Source organism: Actinomadura sp. KC345, from assembly GCF_004348515.1.
Taxonomy (GTDB): domain Bacteria; phylum Actinomycetota; class Actinomycetes; order Streptosporangiales; family Streptosporangiaceae; genus Spirillospora.
Genome location: NZ_SMKH01000001.1, coordinates 79,937 through 102,297, shown reverse-complemented (window position 1 = coordinate 102,297; position 22,361 = coordinate 79,937). Strand labels below are relative to the sequence as shown.

The window sequence follows — 22,361 nt, the reverse complement described above, 5'->3', positions numbered from 1 at the left end:
ACGAGACAGTCGTTCCCCCATCGTCGTCCGTGCGGTTTGTCCAGTTCTTCGGCGGGCGGCGGCGGATCGGTTGCATCGCGCCGCGGTGAACGGCTCAGCACGTCCGGTGCGGCTCGGGCGCCCGCGGCCGCTCCGCCTCCTCTGCCGCGCGGGCGATACCGCGGCACATCCCGCCGAAGACCCGGTCGTGGAACGGCCGGAACGCCCACCAGTACGCGTGGCCGGCCAGGCCCCGGGGGTGGAACAGCGCCCGCTGCCCCAGCAGGCCGCGGCCGTCCTCCTCGGACACCCTCAGTTCCAGCCAGGCCAGTCCGGGCACCCGCATCTCGGCGCGCAGCCGCAGCAGCCGTCCCGCCTCGATCTCCTCCACCCGCCAGAAGTCCACCGTCTCCCCGATGCGCAGCCGCCGCGGGTCCCGGCGGCCCCGCCGCAGCCCGGCGCCGCCCACCAGCCGGTCGAGGACGCCCCGCGCCCGCCAGGCGAGCGGGAAGGAGTACCAGCCGCGCTCGCCGCCGATCCCCTCGACGACCTCCCACAGCCGGTCCGGCGGGGCGTTCGCCCGGCACGACCGGTCGTCGGTGTAGAGGCTGCCGCCGGCCCAGTCCGGGTCCGTCGGCAGCGGGTCGCTCGGCGCGCCGGGGACGCCGGCCGACGACCAGCGCGTGGCCACATCCGCCGCGCGGACCCGGCGCAGCGCCAGCGCGACCGAACGATCGAACCCGATCGGCCCGCCGGGCGGGGGCGGGACATACTGGGCGACGTCGTTCTCCGTGCACACGACCTCGTTGCGCAGGGATTCGACCAGCGGGCGGGCGATGCTCCCGGGGACCGGGGTGACGACCCCCACCCACAGGCTGGACGGTTCGGTGAGGTAGCGCAGCATCTCGAACGACGCCGAACCCGAGCCGATGATCATCGCCGCGCGCAGCCACACCGCGGGCGCCCCGCCGCCGAGCATGATCTTCCCGACCTCGGCCCGGGACCGCAGATGCGGCGACAGTTCCTCTTCCGGGTCCATGCCGCCGAGGTAGACCAGCCGCCGGACTCCCGCGTCCCGTGCCGCCCACGCGAAGACGCGGGCCGCCCGGCGGTCGTTCTCGGCGAAACCGCCCGGGCCGCCGATCGCGTGGATCAGGTAGTAGGCGACGTCGATGCCTTCCAGTGCGCGCCGGGTCGCCCCCGGATCGGTGGCGTCGGCCTCCGCGATTTCCACCCGTCCCGGCCACGGATGATCGCGCAGCCGCCGCGCCGAACGGGTCATGCACCGCATCCGGTGGCCGGCGTCCAGCAACTCGGGGACCAGCCGTCCCCCGATGTAGCCGCTGGCACCCGTCACCAGGCACGAGTCTTGGCGATCCACGGCCGCTGCCTACCCGGAGCCGACGTGCGCAAGCGCGGGATGCCCCGATTTTGCCGCCCCACGAGAACGATCCGTGCTCCTATCGCCGGGCCGACGCCAGGTCCCGGAGCCGTCCGGCGGCGGCGGGGGAGTCGGCGAGGGTGAGCGTCAGCCCCTTGTGGCGCAGCAGGCCGGTCGGCTCGGAGCCCGGGACCGGGCGGTGGAAGCGGATGCACACGCCCTGCTCGCTGCTGGAGCCGAAGGTCAGCCCGCCGTCGGCCAGCGACAAGCGGACGCCGATGGCCTTCCAGGCGCTGTAGGGGCCGGACACCTCGGCGCCGGCCACGTTCTCCAGGGGCGACCGCACCTTCCACGGCCCGAAGCGCACCAGCAGCTCGTCGGACGTGATCACCAGCCCGCAGGTGTCCGGCCGGATGCCCAGCAGCGCCAGCGGGCGGAGCAAGCGGTGGTCGAAGGCGAAGTTATAGCGCTCGCCATCGGTTTGCGAAGACATGACAACTCCTCGTTGACCAGGTGTTCCGAGGTGCCTACCCGGCCTGGCGGCGGGTATCGCCGACCGTATGAAGAGCAAGCGAGAAGATGATCCCGATATCGGTGACGAGGTCACGTGGAGCAGTCACGGCTCCACGGCGAAGGGAAAGGTGGAGAAGAAGATCACTGACCGGCGGGAGGAGGCGGGGCGCACGGTCGCGGCCTCGCCCGAGGAGCCGCAGTACGCCGTGCGCAGTGCGAAGAGCGGCAAGAAGGCCGTGCACAAAGGCTCGGCCCTGCGAAGGCGCAAGGGCTCGAAATGACCGGCGAGGACAGGGAGACGACGGCGGCGGAGTTCGGCGAGGCCGTCAACATGACCCCGAAGGAGCTGGAGCGCTGGCTGGAGACCGCGGAGTCGCGGTCGGCCGGGCAGAAGGACGGCGGCGGGGAGTCGACGGGCCACGCGTCCGGACGGAAGACCGTCGAGTTGCTGCGTGCGAACCGGTCGGACCTGACCGAGCAGGACTACGCGCACATGAACAAGGTCGTCGGCTACGTGCGGCGGCATCTCGCCCAGCGTCCGTCCGGCGACGTGAAGGAATCCAGGTGGCGCTATTCGCTGATGAACTGGGGCCACGACCCGCTCAAGTGAAACCGGTCATTCGACGTCCGCCGCCACCACCTTCAGTGAGCGCGGACGCCGTCAGCTTCTCCATGCGCCGGCATGCCCGCCGGTAGAACCTGACCTGGGTGGCCCTGCCGAAGAGGATGAAGCCCAGGCGCACGACGGGGTTCGGGATGGCCGCCCGCTGCGAGAATCCGTGGATGTGGAACTCCACATCACCGGTGTCGAGCCATTTGCGGACCTCCTGGTCCATCTGGCCGCGTTCGAGGTGTCCCTCCAACGTCTGGTAGTTCCACCCCCACACCCGGGCCTGGCGTCCGTTCTCCTCGACGACTCCGTCGACGACGTCGCCGACCCGGAGGCCGAGATAGAAGCGCAGGCCGTAGAACCGGCCTTCGAGCAGCATGTTCCGTCCCGGCTCCGGCGGCCCCGACCGGCAGATCTCCCGGATGATGGCCGGATCGGCGTACTCGTAGTCCCGTACGAGATCCCGGGCGGTCTCCCAGCTCCCTCCGGGGACCGGCGGGCCGGGCGGCTCCACCGGGAGCGGCTGCCGGTAGTCGTCGACATGCCAGCCGCGCTCCGGACGGTGCATGTCGTGCCGGTCCGGATCGAAGTTGAGGGGACGCCGGTGCAGGCCGGCGTGAAGCCGCCGCAGGCGCCGCCGGACGCGTGCGCTCCTTCTCACGGAGGCGTCTTCGCCGGATGGCGGCGCCGCTCCGGGCGCGCGGAACCGGCACGGCGGGGCACACGCTGGACGGCGGTGTAGGTCGCGCCGCGCACCTGCTGGAACAGCCCGGCGGGGCGCAGACCCCGGACGGGGTTGCGGGCGGGGTTGAAGCGCGGTGTGCTTCCATCGCCCCGCGCGGGCCCCTGGAGCCGCAGCTCCCCGAACCGCTCCCACGCGCCGAACTCGGTCGCCACCACCAGATCCAATTGCAGCGGCCGCTCCTCCACGGCCTGCGCGAGCGCCGGAAGATCCGCCGGGACGGTCCGGCCCTTCCGCGCCATGGCGCCGAGCAGGATCCGTCGGTCACCGGCCCGGTACGCGAGCAGGGAACCGTAGAAGGCCGGGCTCCATCGGGCCGCGGGCCGGAGCAGATGGCGCCCCAGCCGGGTATGCCCGGTCGTCGCCAGCAGCAACTCCGCCGTGTCCTCGGCCTCCGTGTCGCCGCCCCCTGGCTGGCGCCATCGCAGTGCCAGACCCAGCACGTCCGGCAGCGCGTCCGGCAAGCCCATCGCGCGGGAAAGCCGCACCTGGCCCCCCAGTTCCGTACGGTCGTCCAGAAGGGGGATTCCCCAGTATCGGGACGTCCCATGCAGGTCGAGGGTGGCGTCGAACACCAGGCCCTCCGGGTGCAGGGGCCGGTCGCGCAGCCGTGCGGCCAGCGTGAAGGTTCGCGTGAACGCCGCCGTGAGCGCCCGGGCGGCGAGGCGCCGCCCGCCGCCGGACGCCTCCGCCCGTTCGGTCTGGACCTCCACGTCGCCGACCATCCGTCCACCGGACAGCTCGGCGACCCGCGTGCAGAAATGCGCCCACATGTGCAGCTGCATTTCCTTCGCGATGCCCAGCTTTCCGTAGAGGAGATCCGCGAACCGGTCGCCGCTTCGCGCCCAGGACTCGATCGTGAACACCAGGTCGCCCTCCCGGACCTCGGCCCGGAATTCGATCTCGCCCGCCTCCATGTGGCCGCTCAGCGTCGCGAACCTGAAGGACACCGGGGTCCGTTCCACTACCCGGACCGGGCAGTTCCACGGCCCCGGCATATGGACGACGTACTCGTCTCTCGGCCGAAGGGGATGGGACGTCCCCGAGGTCTTGTCGAAGACGGCGATCTCCACCGGCGAGGCGGCGTTGAGGTCCTCGCCGAGACGCTCGATCAACTGGGCCGCGGTCAGCGGGCTGCCGGAGATGCGGACCGCGTAACGCCGCTGGTAGATCGGCCCGACACCCTGCCGCGGGTCCTGGACCCCGCCCCCGCCTCGGCGCGGGATCCCGCCGATCTCCGAGGCCGCTTCGCTGCCGAGCCGGCGCCGCGTCACCCGGCGGGACCGCCGCAGCCACCGCCACGTGGCGACGCCCATCCCCGCCGGCCAGCGCAGCGCACGCGCCCGCCGCCGCCACCTCACTCGCACGACGCCCCCCGAAGTCGGCTCGTCCTCCGCCGCCTTGTCGGCCGACAAGCCGCCCATACCCCCTCTGACCAGCCCGAACCCCGCTCCCCGGCGCGGGGCCGCGGTCCGCGCGGTGATCGGAGCCGCCCCTACGCGCGGGCGGTCACCTCCGGAACGGCCACGTTCAGCGCGGGGCGAAGCGCTGGCCGGCGTCCAGGCGGAGGCACTGGCCGTTGAGCATCGGGTTGTCGACGATGGCCAGGGCGAACCTGGCGTATTCCTCGGGGCGGCCCATGCGCTTGGGGAAGGCGGCGTCCTTGGTGAGGGCCGTGGCGAACTCGTCGGGGATGCCCTGGGTGATGCCGGTGGCGAAGAGGCTGGGCGCGATGGCCAGGACGCGGATGCCCAGCGAGCCGAGGTCGCGGGCCATGGTCAGGCACATCCCGGCGATGCCGGCCTTGGCGGCGGTGTAGGCGACCTGGCCGATCTGCCCCTCGAAGGCGGCGATGGAGGAGGTGTTGATGATGACGCCGCGCTCGTCGTCCTCGGGCTCGTTCCCCCTCATGTGGGCGGCGGCGAGCCGGGAGATGTTGAAGGACGCGACCACGTTGAGGTCGATGATCCGCCGGAAGTCGTCCAGGTCGTGGGGCCCCTGTTTGGACAGCGTGCGCTGGGCGATGCCCCCGCCCGCCGTGGTGACGACGGCGTGCAGCCCGCCGAGGGCGGCGACGGCGGCGTCGATCGCGGTCTCGGTCCCGGCGAAGTCGGTGACGTCGACCTCGTGGAACGTCCCGCCCAGGCCCTTGGCCACCTCGCCGCCACCGGATCCGGGACGGTCGAGCACCGCCACGGACGCGCCGCGCGCCGCGAACAACTCGGCGGTGGCGCGCCCCATCCCCGACGCCCCGCCGACCACGATCGCCTTCTTACCGCCGACTTCCATGCTTCCTCCATCCGCCCGCGGACGCGGACCGGCACGACACCGCTGTGACTGGTTCGGGTCAGTATGGGGGCGCCCTACCGCAGCGTCCACCGGCGAAGGCCGCGGCAGACGGCGGCCCGCGGTGGGCCGGGCGCTAGCCTTGGTGGGTGTCGCTGGCCGCTGCCGATGGGTTCGTCGCGTTCGGGGTGTCGCACTGGGCGGTGCTCGGGGTGTTCGCGGTGGGCTGCGCCGGCCTGGTGCTGCTCGGGCGTTCGCAGCGCGTCGTGGAGCCCGGCGGCGGGTTCGGCGGCGAGGCGAGGGGCTTCGGCAAGGCGTACGCCCTGGCGATCGTGTACGTGGTGGTCGGTACCCATGTGTCCGCGTTCCTGCCCGGGGAGTGGAACACCGGTTCGTCACTGCCGCTGCATCTGTGCGACCTGGCGTGGCCGGCCGCCGTCGTCGCGCTGTGGACGCTCGGGCGGCGCGGGTTCGCGCTGACGTACTACTGGGGCCTCACACTGTCGGTGCAGGGGCTCCTGACGCCGACGCTGAGCGGTGGGGACTACCCCGACGTCGAGTACCTGGCCTTCTTCGGGATGCACCTGTTGATCGTGTGGGCCGCGGTGTACCTGACCTGGGGCCTGGGGATGCGGCCGGACTGGCGCGGCTACCGGTTCGCGATCGCGGCCACGCTGGCGTGGGCCGTCGCCGCCTTCGTCTTCAATCTGGTCGCCGGGACCAACTACGGATACCTCAACGACAAGCCCGGCGAGGCCTCGGTGCTGGACCTGCTGGGCCCCTGGCCCTGGTACGTGCTGGCCGAGGCCCTGATCATCCTGCTCGGCTGGGCCCTGATCACCTGGCCGTGGACCCGGACGCCCCCGTCCGCACCCCCTTCCGGCCCGCCCTGAGTACGGCAGCGGGTGTGACCGGTCGCGCCGTCAGGCGTCCTGGCGCGGGAGTCCGAGGACGCGCTGGGCGATGACGTTGAGCTGGATCTCGATCGTTCCGCCGCCGAACAGGACGGACGGGAGACCGAGGTGGTCGACGACGTGACCGCCGCCGGAGACGGTCCCGGCGGGCCCGAGCAGGGAGACCAGCGCCCGGGAGCCGTCCCGCTGCGCGATCGCGTTGAACACCTTCTGCACGCTGATCTCGGCGCCGGGGTCGTGGTCGGACAGCCGGGCCAGGACGCCGCGCAGCGCGAGGGCCGACAGCGCCATCTCGCGGGCGGTGTTGCGGCCCAGCACCCGCACGACCTCCTCGCGGGACGCCGCGTGGCCGCCGCGTTCGAGCAGTTCGCGCACGCTCCGGGCGGAGCCGTGGGTCAGCATGCCGCCCATGCTCAGCCGCTCGTTGGACAGCGTCGTCGTGGCTAGCCGCCAGCCCTTGCCGGGCTCGGAGACGAGGCACTCGTCGGGGACGAAGACGTCGTCGAGGAACACCTCGTTGAACTCGGCGCGTCCCGTCGCCTGCCTCAGCGGGCGGATGTCGACGCCGGGCGTCCTCATGTCGACCAGGAAGTACGACAGGCCGCGGTGCTTGGGCGCGTCCGGGTCGGTGCGGGCCAGGCAGACGCCCCAGTCGGACTCGTGCGCCCCGGACGTCCACACCTTCTGGCCCGTGATCGACCAGCCGCCCTCGACCTTCCTCGCCCGCGTGGACAGCGCCGCCAGGTCCGAACCCGCGCCGGGTTCGCTGAACAGCTGGCACCAGACGATCTCGCCGCGCAGCGACGGCAGGACGAAGCGCTCCTGCTGCTCGGGGCTGCCGTGGGCCAGCAGCGTGGGCAGCACCCATTCGCCGATGACGGTCGTGGGCGGCAGGAGCCCGCGCCGCGCGAACTCCTCGGCGATCACGGACTGCTCGCGGGGACCGGCGGCCAGCCCGTACGGCCGCGGGTAGTGCGGCGCCACCAGCCCGGCCTCGGCCAGGCGGACCCGGCGCGGCCCGCCGCGGGTGGCGTACCGCTCGTTCTCCCCGGGGGTGGCGGGCAGCGTCTCGATCTCGTCGAGGACGCGGCGCACGTCGGCGCGCAGCTCGGGGAACTCGTCCCCGGCCACGAACGTGAAGTCGCGGGCGCCGGTGCGGGCGGCCTCGCCGAGCCGGCGGGCCCACTCCTCCTCGGCGCCGCCGGCGGAGGCGATGCTGAGCGCGCGGCGCTGGTACAGGTGCGCGTCGTGTTCCCAGGTGAAGCCGACGCCGCCGTGCAGCATGACGCACTCGAAGGCCGCGTCGACCCCGGCGGGCAGGGCGGTCACCGCCGCCGCGGCGGCCGCCAGCCGCTGCTGCTCCGCCGGCTGGTGCTCGGCGCGTGCCGCGTCCCACGCCGCGGCACAGGCCGTCTCGGTGCGGACGAGCGTCAGGGCGGCCTTGTGCTGGACGGCCTGGAACGCGCCCACCGGGCGCCCGAACTGCTCGCGGGTCCGGACGTACTCCACGGCCGTGGCCAGGCACCACGCGGCGATCCCGGCCGCCTCGGCGGCCAGCACGGTGGTGACGATCAGGTCGGCACGCGCCTGTTCCGGCGGTTCCAGGACGTCCTCAGGGGACACCCGGTGCGCCGCGAGTTCGAGGCGCCCGACCGACCGGGTCAGGTCGGTCCCCTCGTCGGCGTGCACGACGGCGGTCTCTCCGGGAGCGCACCGGAACCACAGTGCGCCGTGGGCGTCGTCCGCCACGCAGGCCCGGACGACGACCTCCTCGGCCCAGGGCAGGCCCAGCACCGGCAGGGAGGTGCCGTCCACGCGCCAGACGCCCTCCTCCCGCACGGCGACCAGGCCGGGCGTCGTCACCAGCGCGCCCGTGGCGCCGCCCGCGAACGCCTCGACGAGCCGGCTCCGGACCGCCGACTCCGGGGACGCGGCGGCGACGGCGCCGGCGATCGCGGTCGGCAGGAACGGGCCCGGCACCAGCGCCCGGCCGAGCTGCTCGGCCACGACGGCCAGTTCCACGAGCCCGGCGCCCGCACCGCCGTGCTCTTCGGGGAGGTGCACCGCGTGGAGTCCCTGCCGGACGAGGGCGTCCCAGCAGGCGGGGCGTTCGCCCGCCTGTAGCTCGGCCAGAGCGTCGCGGGTCGCCGTCAGGGGGGCGTGGCGGCGGGCGAAGGCCGCCGCCGAGTCGGCCAGTGCGCGGTGATCGTCCTCAATGGGGAGCGGCATGGTCGTAGCTTGCCGAGCGGCCTTCCGGTACTGGGCGCGAGTCCCGGTGAGTGGTCAGGCCGCCGGCCCGCCCAGCCGGGGGCCGAGCAGCATCTCGCAGGAGACGCGGATGTCGACGTCCGCCTCGGTGGGGGAGATCCGCTCGTTGAGGCAGGACAGCAGCACACCGAACCAGCACGATTCGAGGAGCCGCATGAGGCGCTCGTCGGCGGGCGCCGGATCGTCGATGCCGGCGACGTCGAGCAGCATGTCGCGGAACGTGCGGTCCGACGTCAAGGGGCCGCTCGTGGCCGCCTGCGCGGTCTGGTCGGCCTGGAGCACCGCGCGGGTCAGCCGCGGGCGCCGCATCATCTGCTCCCTGGCCCGCACCAGGACCCGGACCACCGCGTCGATCGGGGCCTCCGACGCCGACCGGTTCCGGGACGTCTCCTCCGCGAGCCGTTCGACCTGCCTGCGCTTCACGGCCGTGAAGAGATGGACCTTGGACGGGAAGTAGCGGTACAGGGTGGCGATCGCGACGCCGGCCTCGTTCGCCACATCCTGCATCTGGACCCGTTCGAGGTCGTGCGCGGACCCGAGCTTCCTCGCCGCCCGCAGGATGCGCTCGTAGCGGTCCTTCTGGTTGTCGGAACTGGGTTCCGCCGGTGGCCGGGCATCGGCGATGCGTGGCACTGCGTCTCCTTCGGTCGGTGCCGTCGATTCTGCCGCGCGCACCGGAGCGCGGCGTACTCCCGGCCCGTCCCGGCCCGTCCCGCCCGGCTCCCGTCCGACCCGTCGCCGGTCAGATCCAGCCGCCGTTCTGGCCGATCGCGGCGAGCCGGGCCAGCGTCCCGGCCGACCACGTCTCCGCGGGAGCCTCGGCGGGACGGCCGTCGACCTGCGAGACGAGCTGCTGGGAGATCGTCCGGGCCGCGGCCGCCACCAGCGGCGCGGCGGCCTCCAGCCTGGACTCGGCGTTCCCGGCGAGCGAGACGGCCGCGAGCGGACGGTCCGGGGCGCGCACGGCCGCGGCGACGCAGGAGATGCCGGGACTGTGCTCGCCGCACTCGAAGGCGATGCCGCGGCGGTCGCGGATCCGGGCCAGCTCGTCGTGGAGGGTTCCCAGGTCGCCGATCGTGCGCTGGGTCAGCCGGCGCGGCGAGTCACCGATCCGCGCGCCGACCTCCTCGGCCGGCAGCCAGGCCAGGATCGCCTTGCCGAGCGCGGTGGCGTGGGCCGGGGCGCCGGCGCCCACCTGGGAGGGCACCCTGGCGGCGGACCGGCCGCCCATCTTGTCGAGGTAGCGGACGTGGCCGTGGTCCGGCACGGCGAGATGCACGACGAGCCCGGTCTTGAGCAGCAGCGCGTGCAGCACCGGGGCGGCGGCCGAGCGCAGGTCGACGAACCCCTGCGCGCCGCCGAGCCGCAGCGAGCGCCGCCCGAGCAGGTAGCCGTAGGGCGAGTGCTCCAGCCAGGCCGTTCTCACCAGCTGTTCGAGGATCCGGTGCGTCGTGGATCTCGGCAGGCCCGTCGCGTGGACGACCTCTTCGAGCGTCAGCCGCATCGCCGAGCCCCGGAACGCGTCCAGGATCAGCGTCATCCGCTCGACCATGGACGGAGGGGTCTCCCGCAGGGGCCGCACCGGTCGCCCGGTGGTGGCGGCTGACGCCAACCCGACCACCTCCAAAACTGAAGTGAATTCTGGTTTCTACCTCGTAACGTAGCGCTGACATGCGAGAAAGGGAAGGGGGTCGCGTTGACGTGACCCGTTGACGTGACCCGTTGACGTGACCCGTTGACGTGGCTAGGGGCGGCGGAGGAGGTAGGTGTCCATGATCCAGCCCTTGCGGGCGCGGGCCTCGGCTCGGGCGGTGCGGATCTCGTCGGCGACGGCCCCGACCGGGCCGGAGATGAGGATCTCGTCGGGCGTGCCCAGGTAGGCGCCCCAATAGATGTGGAAGTCGTCGCCGGCCTCGGCGAACGAGCACGCGGCGTCCAGCATCACCAGGACGTCGTCGGCGGTCGCGCCTTCGGCGGCCAGGCGGCGGCCCGTGGTGACGTGCACGGGGCGGCCCACACGGGTGAGGCCGACGCGGTGCCGGGCGGTGAGAGCGGAGATGCTGCTGATCCCGGGGATCACCTCGTAGTCGAACTCGGCGTCGACCTCCTCCAGGCCGGCGAGCGTGCTGTCGTAGACGCCGGGGTCGCCCCAGACGAGGAGCGCGCCGGTCTGTCCGTCGGCGAGCTCGCCGGTGATGAACGACTCGTAGATCCGGGCGCGGCGGGAGCGCCAGTCCTCGACGGCGGCCGTGTAGGCCGGGGAGGTGCGGTCGCGCTCGGGGTCGCGGACCTCGACGATCCGGTGCGAGGGGCGCGCGTGCGCGGCGATGAGGTCGTGCCGCAACCGGGCCAGGTCGTGCTTGGCCTCGCCCTTGTCGACGAGGAGGAACACGTCGGCGGCGGCGATCGCCTTCGCCGCCTGGAAGGTCAGGTGGTCGGGGTCACCCGCGCCGATGCCGATGATCAAAAGCCGCTTCACCTCGACAAGTGTGCCAGAACGGCTGATATAGGCTTGGCGCCGCATTCATCCGAGGAGGCCAGTGGACGCACGTGTCATCACCGTCGTGGGGATCGGCGCCGATGGGTGGGACGGGCTTCCGGAGTCCTCCCGCGCGGCGTTGCGGGCGTCGGGCGTGCTGATGGGCGGGCGCCGCCAGCTCGACCTGGTTCCGGAGGGCGGGGCCGAGAGGGTCGCGTGGCCGTCCCCGCTTCTCCCGGCGCTTCCCGGACTGATCCGGCGGTACGAGGGACGCGCGGTCGCCGTCCTGGCGAGCGGCGATCCGATGTTCTACGGGATCGGCTCCACGCTGGCGGGGATGGTCGGCGCGCACCGGCTGCGGGTCCTGCCGCATCCGTCGTCGATGTCGCTGGCGTGCGCGCGGCTCGGCTGGCCGCTGGAGCTGGTGGACGTCCACAGCCTCGTGGGCCGCCCCGCCGAGACGCTGCACTCGTCCATCGCTCCCGGGCGCCGCCTGCTGGTCCTTGGCGCGGGACGCGACGCCCCACTGGTCGTTGCGGAGCTGCTCACCGGGCGCGGCTTCGCGCCCAGCCGGATGACCGTCCTGTGCGACCTGGGCGCGGAGGGCGAGTCCGCGAGGGGCGGTGTCGCGGGGGAATGGGACGAGCCCGCCGGGTCCGCGCTGAACATCGTCGCCGTCGAATGCGTGCCCGGCCCGGACGCCGCGCCCTTGCCCCGGGCGGCGGGACTGCCCGACGACGCCTTCGAGCATGACGGGCAGATCACCAAGAGCGAGATCCGCGCGATCACCCTGTCGCGGCTCGGGCCGCTGCCCGGCGAGCTGCTCTGGGACGTCGGCGCCGGGGCCGGCAGCGTCGCGATCGAGTGGGCGCGGGCGCATCCGGCGTGCGAGTCGGTCGCGATCGAGCGGGACGCGGAGCGGGCCGCCCGGATCGGCCGCAACGCCAGGACGCTCGGCGTTCCCGGTGTGCGCGTCGTGGAAGGGCGGGCACCGGACGCCCTGGACGGTCTCCCGGCGCCCGACGCGGTGTTCGTCGGCGGTGGTCTCACCGTCCCCGGACTGCTGGAACGCTGCCTGGACGCGCTGAGGCCGGGCGGACGGATCGTCGCCAACGCCGTCACGCTCGAATCGGAGGTCCGGGTCGCCGAGGCCCGCCGCGCCCACGGCGGCGAACTGATCCGCGTCGGCGTCGAGCGGGCCGCGCCGCTCGGCGGGTTCACCGGCTGGCGGCCGGCGATGCCCGTCACCCTCTGGACGACATGGAAGGACGACACATGACCGTGTACTTCATCGGAGCGGGTCCGGGTGCCGCCGACCTCATCACCGTGCGCGGGCTGCGGACCCTGGAATCGACCCCGGTGTGCCTGTACGCCGGGTCGCTCGTGCCGCGCGAGCTGCTGGACGCGTGCCCGCCCGGGGCGCGGCTGATCGACACCGCGAACCTGACCCTGGACGAGATCATCGCCGAGCTGACCGCCGCGCACCGCGACGGCCTGGACGTCGCGCGCCTGCACTCGGGCGACCCGTCGGTGCTCAGCGCGGTCGCCGAGCAGATGCGCCGGCTGGACGCGGAGGGCGTCCCGTACGAGGTCGTTCCGGGGGTGCCGGCGTTCGCCGCGGCCGCGGCGTCGCTGAAGCGGGAGCTGACGGTCCCCGGTGTCGGGCAGACGGTGATCCTCACCCGCACGGCGGCGCGCGCCACGGCGATGCCCGACGGCGAGGACCTCGCCACGCTCGGCCAGAGCGGCGCCACGATGGTGCTGCACCTGGCCGTTCAGCGCATCGAGCAGGTGGTGGCCGAGCTGCTGCCGAACTACGGCGCTGACTGCCCGGTCGCGGTCGTGGCCCGCGCCAGCCGCCCCGACGAGGTGATCCTGCGCGGCACGCTCGCCGACATCGCGGACCTGGTGGCCGAGGCCGGGGTGAAGCGCACGGCGGTGATCGTCGTCGGGCGGGTGCTGACGGCGTCGGCGTTCCCCGGCAGCCACCTGTACTCCGCCGAGCGGGACCGGGGATGCGCCGCGTCCTGATCCTCGGCGGGACGGCGGAGGCGCGGGCGCTCGCCGCCCGGCTCGCGGACGTGCCCGGCGTCCACGTGGTGTCGTCGCTGGCCGGGCGGGTCAGCGAGCCGCGGCTGCCCGCCGGGGAGGTGCACGTCGGCGGGTTCGGCGGCCCGGAAGGACTGGCCGTGTGGCTGCGCGAGCACCGCATCGACCGTCTTGTGGACGCCACGCATCCGTTCGCGGAGCGGATGAGCGCCTCGGCCGCGCACGCGTCGCGGACGGCGGGCGTGCCGCTGATCGCGCTGCGGCGGCAGGGCTGGGACGAGGGTGACGGCGACGACTGGCAACGCGTCCCGTCCCTGGCCGAGGCCGCCGCCCGCCTGCCCGAGGGCGCCCGCGTGTTCCTCACCACCGGGCGGCGCAGCATCCCGCTGTTCGCCGCCCGGACCGACGCGTGGTTCCTCGCGCGGTCCGTCGACCCGCCGGACCCGCCCGTCCCGCCGAACGTGCGGGTGCTGGTCGCGCGCGGACCCTACACGGTGGACGGCGAGCGCGCCCTGGTCCGCGACCACCGGATCGGCGTGCTCGTCACCAAGGACAGCGGCGGCGCGCTGACCCGGGCGAAGCTCACCGCGGCCCGGGAGGCGCGGATACCCGTGGTCATGGTCGACCGCCCGCCCCAGCCCCCCGGCGTGCGGACGGTCAGTGACGCCGCCGGGGCCGCCGCCTGGGTTCAGGGATAGCGGCGGGGCGTGTAGACCATGCCCTGGCCGGTCACGCGGGTCGCGGACGATCCGACGATGACCAGGCAGCGCATGTCGACCTGTTCGGGGTCGAGCTTGCCGAGCGTGGTCACGGTGACGCTCTCGTCGTCGCCGCCGACATCGCGCCCGATCACCACCGGTGTCTCGGGGGAGCGGTGTTCCAGCAGCAGGTCACGCGCCGCTGGAAGTTGGTGCCTGCGGCGGCTCGACGACGGGTTGTACAAGGCCAGCACCAGGTCGGCCTCGGCCGCGGCGGAGAGCCGCCGGGCCACCACGTCCCACGGCTTGAGGATGTCCGACAGCGACATCACGCAGAAGTCGTGGCCGAGCGGCGCGCCCACCCGGCTCGCCACGGCCTGCGCGGCGGTCAGCCCGGGGGCGACCCGCACGGGGACGTCCGCGAACTCGTCCTCGCCCGCGACCTCCAGCACCGCCGCCGCCATGGCGAACACGCCGGGGTCGCCGGAGGAGACGACGGCGACCCGGGCCCCGTCGCGCGCGAGCCGCAGCGCGTGCCGGGCGCGGTCGGCCTCCACCCGGTTGCCGGACGCGTGCCGACGCTGCCGCGCGTTCGCCGGCACCCGGTCCAGGTACGGGCCGTAGCCGACGAGGTCGGTGGCCGACGCCAGGACGTCCTGTGCCTCCGGGGTGAGCCACGGACGGCCTGCCGGGCCGAGGCCGACGACCGTGACGCCTCGGGCGTCCTGCGGCCGGGCCGGGACGGGCGCCGTGAACGACCTGCCCGCCGGGCTGGTCAGCAGCGCGAGCGACATGTACGGGACGTCGGCCGGGTCGACCTCGGCGAGCGGCTCGACCCGCTGCCGGTCGGTGGTGGCGCGCTCCGCGTACCAGGCGTCGCCGAGCCGCCCCGCGTCCTCGAACGCCTGCCTGACCTTGCCGAAGGTACGGCCCAGCTTGAGCACCGCCGCCGCGTCCGTGCCGCGCAGCCGCGCGGCCAGCTCGTCGCCGGGCAGCGTGCCCGGCAGCACGGTGAGCGTCTCCTCGCCTTCCACGAGCGGCCGCCCGGCCGCGGCCGAGGCCCCGCTCAGCGACGTGACCCCGGGCACCACCTCGGTCGGGTAGTGCGGGGCGAGCCGCTTGTGCAGGTGCATGTACGAGCCGTAGAAGAACGGGTCGCCCTCGCTCAGCACGACGACGGTCCGGCCGGCGTTCAGGTGCTCGGCGAGCCGGGCCGCGCAGTCGGCGTAGAACTCCTCCATTGCGCCCCGGTAGCCGCCGGGATGGCCGGTCGTCTCGGTCGTCACCGGGTAGACGAGCTGCTCCTCCACTTGCCCTTCGCGCAGGTGCGGGGCGGCGATCGAGCGGGCGACGCTGCGGCCGTGGCGGGCGGAGTGGTAGGCGACCACGTCCGCCGCGCCGATCAGCCGCGCCGCCTTCACGGTGACCAGCTCGGGGTCCCCGGGCCCGACGCCGACGCCGTACAGCCGTCCGGTCGTGCCTCCGGTCGTCATTCCGCCTCCTGGGCGACGGCGTTGACCGCCGCCGCGGTGATCGCGCTGCCGCCGCGCCGCCCCCGCACCGTCAGGTGCTCCAGGCCGCTCGCGGCGAGCGCGTCCTTGGATTCGGCCGCGCCGATGAAGCCGACCGGGATCCCGATGACGGCCGCCGGGCGCCCCGCGCCCTCCTCCAGCAGTTCGAGCAGCCGGAACAGCGCGGTCGGCGCGTTGCCGACCGCCACCACCGACCCCTCCAGCCGGTCGCGCCACAGCTCCAGCGCCGCCGCGCTCCGCGTGGTGCCGAGCCGCGCCGCGAGCCCCGGCACCTCCGGCTCGCCCAGCGTGCACACGACCTCGTTCGCCGCGGGGAGCCGCGCCCGGGTGATCCCGGACGCGACCATCCGCGCGTCGCACAGGATGGGTGCCCCGTTCAGCAGCGCCGCCCGTGCCCGCTCCACGACGTCCGGCGACCATGCCAGGTCGTCCACGAGGTCTGTCATCCCGCAGGCGTGGATCATCCGGACGGCTGCCCGCGCCACGTCGGCCGGCAGGCCCGACAGGTCGGCCTCCGCGCGGATGGTCGCGAACGACCGCCGGTAGATCTCGGCGCCGTCCCGGACGTAGTCGATCACCGCTGTTCCTCCCCTGGTCCCGCCATCTTCAGGACGACCGGGCCGCGGGGCATCCCGCAGCGCCTTTCGCATCCCGCCCAGTGGACGGGTGTCTCGGGGGCCCGGTCCAAGCCGGACGCCCAGCGCCGGGCCTCACCCTGGACGTCGCCGCGCGACTTCGCGCAGCCGGGGCTTCCCGTGCACGCGGTCACCCCGACCCAGGGCGACGTGGGAACGACCGCGAAGCCCGCCGCAGCGAGCTTCGCCGCGATCACCCGGGCCCCATCAGGGTCCAGGTCGCGTAGCACGACGCTCCGCCACGGCGTCACCCGGACCTCGCCGGTCGCTAAGGCGAGCGCCTCTGCCTGTGCTCCGGACAGCCGTCCGAGCGGCGGGACGACCTCCAGCGCGACCATCCCGTCCCGCTGCTCGGTGATCCCGGCGTACGCGGTCACGGGAGCGGGACGTTCCGGACCCTCCCCGGGTGTCGCGCCCAGCTGTGCGGCGACGAGCCGCACCCCGTCCGGCACTTCCGACAGCCGCCAGGCATCCCCCCGGACATCGAGGAACGCCTCCGCCGCCGCGAGCATCGTCACGATCGGGTCGTCGCCGGACGCGAGGTCAAGCCGGGTGCCTGCCAGCCGGAAGCCGCCGGGACCGAACGTTACATCGGCGTCCGACGCGACGATGTCGCCGGTGCCGTCGTCGAACGCGAACAGGAACCTCCCCGGCAGACCGGCCAGCCGCGGGGTGCCGCAGAGGGCGCGGTCGAGCGCCGTCACCAGCGGGTCCGTGGCGAGGGCGCCGCGCGGCCCGCGCCCGCCGAGCGGGGACGCGACGATGTTGCGCACCCGCTCATGGGACGGCGAGGGCAACAGCCCGGCGTCGGCGAGCAGTGCCGCGAACCGCGCCGGGTCGCGGACCCCGCGCACCTGGAGGTTCCCTCGGGAGGTCAGCTCGATCACATCGGTACCCAGGTCGCGGGCGGCCGGGCCGAGGATGCCGAACTGCGCGCAGGACACCGCACCGCCCGGCGTGCGGACCCGCGCCAGCGGCCCGTCGGCGGCCTCGTGGGTCTGCAGCGCCCCTGGGCAGGCGTCGGCGCGCGGTCTCTCCGCCCGGTTGACGTGCGGCACGTTGACATTCGGCACGTGGAGGATGTTAACCACAGTTTGCAGACGCTCCGCTCTCCCGTACTCTTCTCACCAGGCGATGGCAATGGGAGGAAGCCGGTGTGAATCCGGCGCGGTCCCGCCACTGTGACCGGGGAGCGAACCCCGCTTGAGGCCACTGTCCACACGGATGGGAAGGCCGGGGCGAGCACTGATCCGGGAGCCAGGAGACTCCTGCCGTCGCGACACCCGCAACCGGGGCGAGGACCCCAGGGGGAGGATCAGCCGTGTCCGCTGGCACGCAAGCGCAGGAACACACCGTCCTGCTGCTGTCGACGTCCGACACCGACCTGCTGAGCGCCCGCGCGTCCGGCGCCGCCTACCGGCTCGGCAACCCCGCGCGGCTCGCCGTGGACGACCTGCCCGCTCTGGTGGAGGGCACCGGCCTCGTCGTCGTCCGGCTCCTCGGCGGGCGCCGCGCCTGGGAGGACGGGCTCGACGCGCTGCTCGCGGGGCCCCGGCCCGTGGTGGTCCTCGGCGGCGAGCAGGCCCCCGACGCCGAGCTGATGGAACTGTCGACGGTCAGCGGCGGAGTTTGCGCTGACGCGCACGCCTATCTCGCGCACGGAGGGCCCGGCAACCTGGCCGAGATGCACGCCTTCCTGTCGGACACGGTGCTGCTGACCGGCCGCGGATTCGAGCCGCCGCGCCCCACCCCGACCTGGGGACGGCTGGAGCGCGACTCCCTCGCCGTGGAGGGACCCGTCGTCGGGGTGCTCTACTACCGCGCCCACCACATGGCCGGGAACACCGCGTTCGCCGAGACGCTGTGCGCCGCGATCGAGGAGGCGGGCGGCCGTCCGCTGCCGGTGTTCTGCTCGTCGCTGCGCACCGCGGAGCCCGGGTTGCTCGACACGCTCCGCGCGGTCGACGCGCTGGTGGTGACCGTCCTCGCGGCGGGCGGGTCGCGGCCCGCGACGGCCGGCGCGGGCGGCGACGACGAGGCGTGGGACGTCGGCGCCCTCGCCGAGCTGGACGTCCCGATCCTCCAGGGCCTCTGCCTCACCACCTCCCGCGCCGACTGGGAGGCGAGCGACGACGGGCTGTCGCCGCTGGACGCCGCGTCGCAGGTCGCGATCCCCGAGTTCGACGGGCGGATCATCACGGTCCCGTTCTCGTTCAAGGAGACCGACGAGGACGGACTCACGTTCTACGCCGCCGACCCGGAGCGGGCCGCTCGGGTCGCGGGGATCGCCGTCCGGCACGGCCGCCTGCGGCGCACGCCGCCCTCCGGGCGCCGCCTCGCCGTGATGCTGTCGGCGTATCCGACCAAGCACTCCCGGGTCGGCAACGCCGTCGGGCTGGACACTCCGGCGAGCACCGTCCGGCTGTTGTCCCGGCTGGCGGAGGCGGGCTACGACCTCGGTGAGACCTTCCCCGGCGTGGCCGAGCAGGACGGCGACGCGCTCATCCACGCGCTGATCGCGGCGGGCGGGCAGGACGAGGACTGGCTCACCGAGGAGCAGCTCGCGGGCAACCCCGTCCGCATCTCCGCCGCGTCCTACGAGCGCTGGTACCGCACCCTCCCGGCCGACCTGCGGGACGCGATGGAGCGCCACTGGGGCCCGCCGCCCGGCGAGCTGTTCGTCCAGGACGGCGACATCGTGCTCGCCGCCCTCCGCGCCGGCAACGTCGCCGTCATGGTGCAGCCGCCGCGCGGCTTCGGCCAGAACCCCATCGCGATCTACCACGACCCCGACCTGCCGCCCAGCCACCACTACCTGGCCGCCTACCGGTGGCTGTCGGACGAGTTCGGCGCGCACGCGATCGTCCACGTCGGCAAGCACGGCAACCTGGAGTGGCTGCCCGGCAAGGCGGCGGGCATGTCGGCGTCGTGCGGCACCGACGCCGCCCTCGCGGACGTGCCGCTGATCTACCCGTTCCTGGTCAACGACCCCGGCGAGGGCACGCAGGCCAAGCGCCGGGCGCACGCCGTCCTCGTGGACCACATGGTCCCGCCCATGGCGCGTGCGGAGACCTACGGCGACATCGCCCGCCTGGAGCAGCTCCTCGACGAGCACGCGGCGATCGCCGCGATGGACCCCGCGAAGCTCCCGGCGATCCGCGCGCAGATCTGGACGCTGATCCAGGCCGCGAAACTCGACCACGACCTCGGCCTGGACGACCGCCCCCACGACACCGAGTTCGACGACTTCCTCCTGCACGTGGACGGCTGGCTGTGCGAGGTGAAGGACGCGCAGATCCGCGACGGGCTGCACGTCCTCGGGGAGGCGCCGACCGGGGAGACGAGGGTCGGCCTGGTGCTGGCGATGCTGCGCGCCCGGCAGATGTGGTCGGGACGCGAGACGCTGCCCGGCCTGCGGGAGGCGCTCGGCCTCGCCGAGGACGGCACCGCCGGGCTCACCGAGGTGGACGCGGCCGAGGCCACCGCCCGCGCACTCGTCCAGTCCATGGAGGAGGCGGGATGGGCGGCGGAGGAGGCCGGCCGCATCGCCGCCGAGCACGTTCCCCGGGAACGCCGTGACCTCGTGGCGCGGGTCCTGACGTTCGCCGCGACCGAGGTCGTCCCGCGCCTGGCCCGCACCACCGACGAGGTCGACCACATCCTGCACGCCCTGGACGGCGGATACGTCCCGGCGGGCCCGAGCGGGTCGCCGCTGCGCGGCCTCATCAACGTCCTGCCGACCGGACGCAACTTCTACTCGGTGGACCCGCGCGCCATCCCCAGCCGGCTCGCCTGGGAGACCGGGCAGGCGATGGCGGACTCCCTGCTGGAGCGCTACCGCGCCGACCACGGCGAATGGCCGCGCTCGGTGGGCCTGTCGGTGTGGGGCACGAGCGCGATGCGCACCGCCGGGGACGACGTCGCCGAGGTGCTGGCGCTGCTCGGCGTCCGCCCCCGCTGGGACGAGGCGTCCCGCCGCGTCACCGCGCTGGAGCCGATCCCCACCGGGGAGCTGGGCCGTCCGCGCATCGACGTGACCGTGCGCATCAGCGGCTTCTTCCGGGACGCGTTCCCCCACGTCGTCGCCATGCTGGACGACGCCGTCCGGCTGGTCGCGGGACTCGACGAGCCCGACGGCGACAACCACGTCCGCGCCCACGTCCGTGCCGACACGCGCGAGCACGGCGACGAGCGGCGCGCCACCCTGCGCGTGTTCGGGTCGGCGCCGGGCGCCTACGGGGCCGGGCTGCTCCCGCTCATCGACAGCCGAACCTGGCGCGACGACTCCGACCTCGCCGAGGTGTACGCGGTGTGGGGCGGCCACGCCTACGGCCGCGACCTCGACGGCGTCCCCGCCCGCGCCGACATGGAGAGCGCCTACCGGCGCATCGCGGTGGCCGCCAAGAACGTCGACACCCGCGAGCACGACATCGCCGACTCCGACGACTACTTCCAGTACCACGGCGGCATGGTCGCGACCGTCCGGGCGCTGACCGGCAGGGCGCCCGAGGCCTACGTCGGCGACAGCACCCGCCCCGACGCCGTCCGCACCCGCACCCTCTCGGAGGAGACCGCGCGCGTCTTCCGCGCCCGCGTCGTCAACCCGCAGTGGCTCGCCGCGATGCGCCGGCACGGCTACAAGGGCGCGTTCGAGCTGGCCGCGACCGTCGACTACCTGTTCGGGTACGACGCCACCACCGGCGTCATGGCCGACTGGATGTACGACCGGCTCACCGCCGCCTACGTCCTGGACGAGGAGAACCGCGCGTTCATGGAGGAGTCGAACCCGTGGGCGCTGCACGGCATCGCCGAACGGCTCCTGGAGGCGGCCGAACGCGGCATGTGGGAGCACCCCGACCCGGAGATCCTCCAGGGCCTCCAGGAGGCCTACCTCAAGGCGGAGGGCGACCTGGAGGACGACACCAGCCGCTGAGCCGCCTCCGGATGCCCGGCCCAGTGCAGGTGCAGGTAGGACGCGGTGATCCGGTCGTCGCCGAACCCGTCCGCGCCGTCCCGCCACCGGAACAGCGGCTCCACAGGGCAGTTCCGGGGGGTGTGGGGGGGCGTCCCCCCACAAGGAAACGCCCCCCGGGTCACGGCGGTGCGGTGGAACTCGTGGCCGTGGAACCGTTCCCCGGGGCGGGTGAGCAGCGAGGACGCGACGGCGACCGCCTCCCGGTAGCCGAGCGTCAGCCGGGACGTCATGCGGGCCGCCCCCGGAACGAGCCCGCACATCCGCCGCCCGTCGAGTTCCTCGCACAGGTAGAGGAGCCCGGCGCATTCGGCGGCGACCGGCCCGGCGAACGCGGCCACGGCGTCGCGCATCGGCGCGTTGGCGGCCAGCTCGGCGGCGTGCGCCTCCGGGAACCCGCCGCCGATGACGAGCGCGGCCGTCCCGTCCGGCAGGGCCTCGTCCCGGAGCGGATCGAACACCGCCACGTCGGCTCCCGCGGCGCGCAGCAGCTCCACGTGCTCCGCATAGGAGAAGGTGAAGGCGGGCCCGCCCGCCACGGCGACGACCGGGCGACCGTCCACCGGCACGACGTGATCGGCCGGGTCCCACACCGGGCCCGGCAGCGGGGGAGCGGTGGCCGCGAGCCGCAGCAGCGCGTCCAGGTCGCACGACCGCGCGACCAGCTCGCCGAGCCGCTCCACCGCCCGCACGGCGTCCGGGCCGCGCTCCGCCGCCGGGACCAGCCCCAGGTGCCGGGACGGATTCACCACGGAGTCGTCGCGGCGGACCGCCCCCAGCACCGGCACGCCCGCCGACTCCAGCGCGCTCCGGCACAGCTCCTCGTGCCGGTCCGAGCCGACCCGGTTGAGGACGACGCCGCCGAGCCGCACCCCCGGCTCGAACGTCGCGAACCCGTGCACGAGCGCCGCCACCGACCGGCTCTGCCGCGCCGCGTCCACGACCAGCACGACCGGGGCCGCGAGCAGGTCCGCGACATGCGCCGTGGAGGCGAAGCCCGTGTCGCCCCGCCCGTCGAAGAGCCCCATCACCCCCTCGACCACGGCCACGTCGCAGCCCGCCGCACCGTGCCGGAACAGCGGCGCGACTTTCTCCTCCCCGACGAGCCACGGATCGAGGTTGCGGCCCGGCCGTCCCGCCGCGAGCGCGTGGTAGCCGGGGTCGATGTAGTCGGGCCCGGCCTTGTGCGGGGACACCTTCAGGCCCCGCGACCGCAAGGCCGCGATCAGGCCGGTCGCGACCGTCGTCTTCCCGCTCCCGGACGACGGCGCCGCGATCACCAGCCGGGGGACCGGCCGGGGCG

At 74.2% G+C, this 22,361-nt stretch carries 20 protein-coding genes and 1 riboswitch; of the genes, 7 read left to right on the top strand and 13 right to left on the bottom strand.

What is annotated here, in order from left to right; translation table 11 throughout:
• Nucleotides 1-94: 94 nt before the first annotated feature.
• Nucleotides 95-1,360 carry an SDR family oxidoreductase gene (locus E1281_RS00445; RefSeq protein ID WP_243716425.1) on the bottom strand — a complete coding sequence of 422 codons (1,266 nt, stop codon included), beginning with the start codon at nucleotides 1,358-1,360 and terminating at the stop codon, nucleotides 95-97.
• A gap of 79 nt (nucleotides 1,361-1,439) precedes the next feature.
• The gene (locus tag E1281_RS00440; protein ID WP_207943011.1) at nucleotides 1,440-1,853 is read right to left on the bottom strand and encodes a hypothetical protein; all 414 of its coding nucleotides are present in this window, start codon (nucleotides 1,851-1,853) and stop codon (nucleotides 1,440-1,442) included.
• A gap of 67 nt (nucleotides 1,854-1,920) precedes the next feature.
• Between E1281_RS00440 and E1281_RS00435 the strand changes: the two genes are divergently transcribed.
• Together E1281_RS00435 and E1281_RS00430 are read left to right on the top strand one after the other, a co-directional pair.
• Entirely contained in the window at nucleotides 1,921-2,154 is a 234-nt protein-coding gene (locus E1281_RS00435; RefSeq protein ID WP_131875064.1) for a DUF2945 domain-containing protein, read from the top strand.
• On the top strand, nucleotides 2,151-2,483 hold the full coding sequence (locus tag E1281_RS00430) for a DUF3140 domain-containing protein (protein ID WP_131875063.1): 333 nt from the start codon (nucleotides 2,151-2,153) through the stop codon (nucleotides 2,481-2,483). Before E1281_RS00435 ends, E1281_RS00430 begins: the two co-directional genes overlap by 4 nt.
• Here E1281_RS00430 and E1281_RS00425 read toward each other — a convergent pair.
• The 3 genes from E1281_RS00425 to E1281_RS00415 all read right to left on the bottom strand — a co-directional run bounded on the left by E1281_RS00425 (nucleotide 2,476) and on the right by E1281_RS00415 (nucleotide 5,514).
• Nucleotides 2,476-3,144, bottom strand: a complete 669-nt coding sequence (locus E1281_RS00425; RefSeq protein ID WP_131875062.1) for a DUF1990 family protein — start codon at nucleotides 3,142-3,144, stop codon at nucleotides 2,476-2,478. The two genes, E1281_RS00430 and E1281_RS00425, sit on opposite strands and share 8 nt — an antisense overlap.
• Entirely contained in the window at nucleotides 3,141-4,649 is a 1,509-nt protein-coding gene (locus E1281_RS00420; RefSeq protein ID WP_131875061.1) for a DUF1990 family protein, read from the bottom strand. Before E1281_RS00420 ends, E1281_RS00425 begins: the two co-directional genes overlap by 4 nt.
• 106 nt (nucleotides 4,650-4,755) lie before the next feature.
• Nucleotides 4,756-5,514 (bottom strand): SDR family NAD(P)-dependent oxidoreductase, encoded by a 759-nt coding sequence (locus E1281_RS00415; protein ID WP_131875060.1) that lies wholly within the window; start codon nucleotides 5,512-5,514, stop codon nucleotides 4,756-4,758.
• A 146-nt stretch (nucleotides 5,515-5,660) separates the two neighbouring features.
• Here E1281_RS00415 and E1281_RS00410 point away from each other — a divergent pair, with 146 nt between their 5' ends.
• Nucleotides 5,661-6,404, top strand: a complete 744-nt coding sequence (locus tag E1281_RS00410; protein WP_207943010.1) for a TIGR02206 family membrane protein — start codon at nucleotides 5,661-5,663, stop codon at nucleotides 6,402-6,404.
• A 30-nt stretch (nucleotides 6,405-6,434) separates the two neighbouring features.
• Here the strand turns inward: E1281_RS00410 and E1281_RS00405 are convergent, their stop codons facing one another.
• From E1281_RS00405 to cobF, 4 genes are all read right to left on the bottom strand, one after another.
• On the bottom strand, nucleotides 6,435-8,654 hold the full coding sequence (locus E1281_RS00405; RefSeq protein ID WP_131875059.1) for an acyl-CoA dehydrogenase: 2,220 nt from the start codon (nucleotides 8,652-8,654) through the stop codon (nucleotides 6,435-6,437).
• Nucleotides 8,655-8,708: 54 nt separating this feature from the next.
• Nucleotides 8,709-9,326 (bottom strand): TetR family transcriptional regulator, encoded by a 618-nt coding sequence (locus tag E1281_RS00400; protein ID WP_131875058.1) that lies wholly within the window; start codon nucleotides 9,324-9,326, stop codon nucleotides 8,709-8,711.
• 109 nt (nucleotides 9,327-9,435) lie between these two features.
• On the bottom strand, nucleotides 9,436-10,305 hold the full coding sequence (locus E1281_RS00395) for an IclR family transcriptional regulator (RefSeq protein ID WP_243716423.1): 870 nt from the start codon (nucleotides 10,303-10,305) through the stop codon (nucleotides 9,436-9,438).
• Nucleotides 10,306-10,437: 132 nt separating this feature from the next.
• Entirely contained in the window at nucleotides 10,438-11,172 is a 735-nt protein-coding gene (gene cobF, locus E1281_RS00390; protein ID WP_207943009.1) for a precorrin-6A synthase (deacetylating), read from the bottom strand.
• Between the two features lie 61 nt (nucleotides 11,173-11,233).
• Here cobF and cbiE point away from each other — a divergent pair, with 61 nt between their 5' ends.
• Genes cbiE through E1281_RS00375 form a run of 3 tightly spaced genes read left to right on the top strand, consistent with a single transcriptional unit; the run spans nucleotide 11,234 to nucleotide 13,919 of the window.
• Entirely contained in the window at nucleotides 11,234-12,451 is a 1,218-nt protein-coding gene (gene cbiE / locus E1281_RS00385; RefSeq protein ID WP_243716421.1) for a precorrin-6y C5,15-methyltransferase (decarboxylating) subunit CbiE, read from the top strand.
• The gene (cobM, locus tag E1281_RS00380; protein ID WP_131875056.1) at nucleotides 12,448-13,203 is read left to right on the top strand and encodes a precorrin-4 C(11)-methyltransferase; all 756 of its coding nucleotides are present in this window, start codon (nucleotides 12,448-12,450) and stop codon (nucleotides 13,201-13,203) included. Before cbiE ends, cobM begins: the two co-directional genes overlap by 4 nt.
• Nucleotides 13,188-13,919: a cobalt-precorrin-6A reductase gene (locus tag E1281_RS00375; RefSeq protein ID WP_131875055.1), complete on the top strand. Its 732-nt coding sequence runs from the start codon at nucleotides 13,188-13,190 to the stop codon at nucleotides 13,917-13,919. The genes cobM and E1281_RS00375 overlap by 16 nt, the downstream gene beginning before the upstream one ends.
• On the opposite strand, the gene E1281_RS00370 is transcribed toward E1281_RS00375, so the two are convergent.
• The 3 genes from E1281_RS00370 to E1281_RS00360 are packed head-to-tail and all read right to left on the bottom strand — an operon-like array spanning nucleotide 13,910 to nucleotide 17,159.
• Complete coding sequence (locus E1281_RS00370; protein WP_131875054.1) at nucleotides 13,910-15,412, bottom strand: precorrin-2 C(20)-methyltransferase; 1,503 nt, start codon at nucleotides 15,410-15,412, stop codon at nucleotides 13,910-13,912. The two genes, E1281_RS00375 and E1281_RS00370, sit on opposite strands and share 10 nt — an antisense overlap.
• Complete coding sequence (locus E1281_RS00365) at nucleotides 15,409-16,029, bottom strand: precorrin-8X methylmutase (RefSeq protein ID WP_207943008.1); 621 nt, start codon at nucleotides 16,027-16,029, stop codon at nucleotides 15,409-15,411. Before E1281_RS00365 ends, E1281_RS00370 begins: the two co-directional genes overlap by 4 nt.
• A complete protein-coding gene (locus E1281_RS00360; protein ID WP_207943007.1) occupies nucleotides 16,026-17,159 on the bottom strand; it encodes a precorrin-3B synthase in 1,134 nt (377 codons plus the stop codon). Before E1281_RS00360 ends, E1281_RS00365 begins: the two co-directional genes overlap by 4 nt.
• A gap of 71 nt (nucleotides 17,160-17,230) precedes the next feature.
• Nucleotides 17,231-17,354: riboswitch (cobalamin riboswitch) on the top strand.
• Between the two features lie 53 nt (nucleotides 17,355-17,407).
• On the opposite strand from E1281_RS00360, the gene cobN reads away from it, so the two are divergent.
• Nucleotides 17,408-21,019: a cobaltochelatase subunit CobN gene (gene cobN / locus E1281_RS00355; protein ID WP_131875052.1), complete on the top strand. Its 3,612-nt coding sequence runs from the start codon at nucleotides 17,408-17,410 to the stop codon at nucleotides 21,017-21,019.
• Here cobN and E1281_RS00350 read toward each other — a convergent pair.
• Nucleotides 20,974-22,341, bottom strand: a complete 1,368-nt coding sequence (locus E1281_RS00350) for a cobyrinate a,c-diamide synthase (RefSeq protein WP_131875072.1) — start codon at nucleotides 22,339-22,341, stop codon at nucleotides 20,974-20,976. The two genes, cobN and E1281_RS00350, sit on opposite strands and share 46 nt — an antisense overlap.
• Between the last annotated feature and the right edge of the window lie 20 nt (nucleotides 22,342-22,361).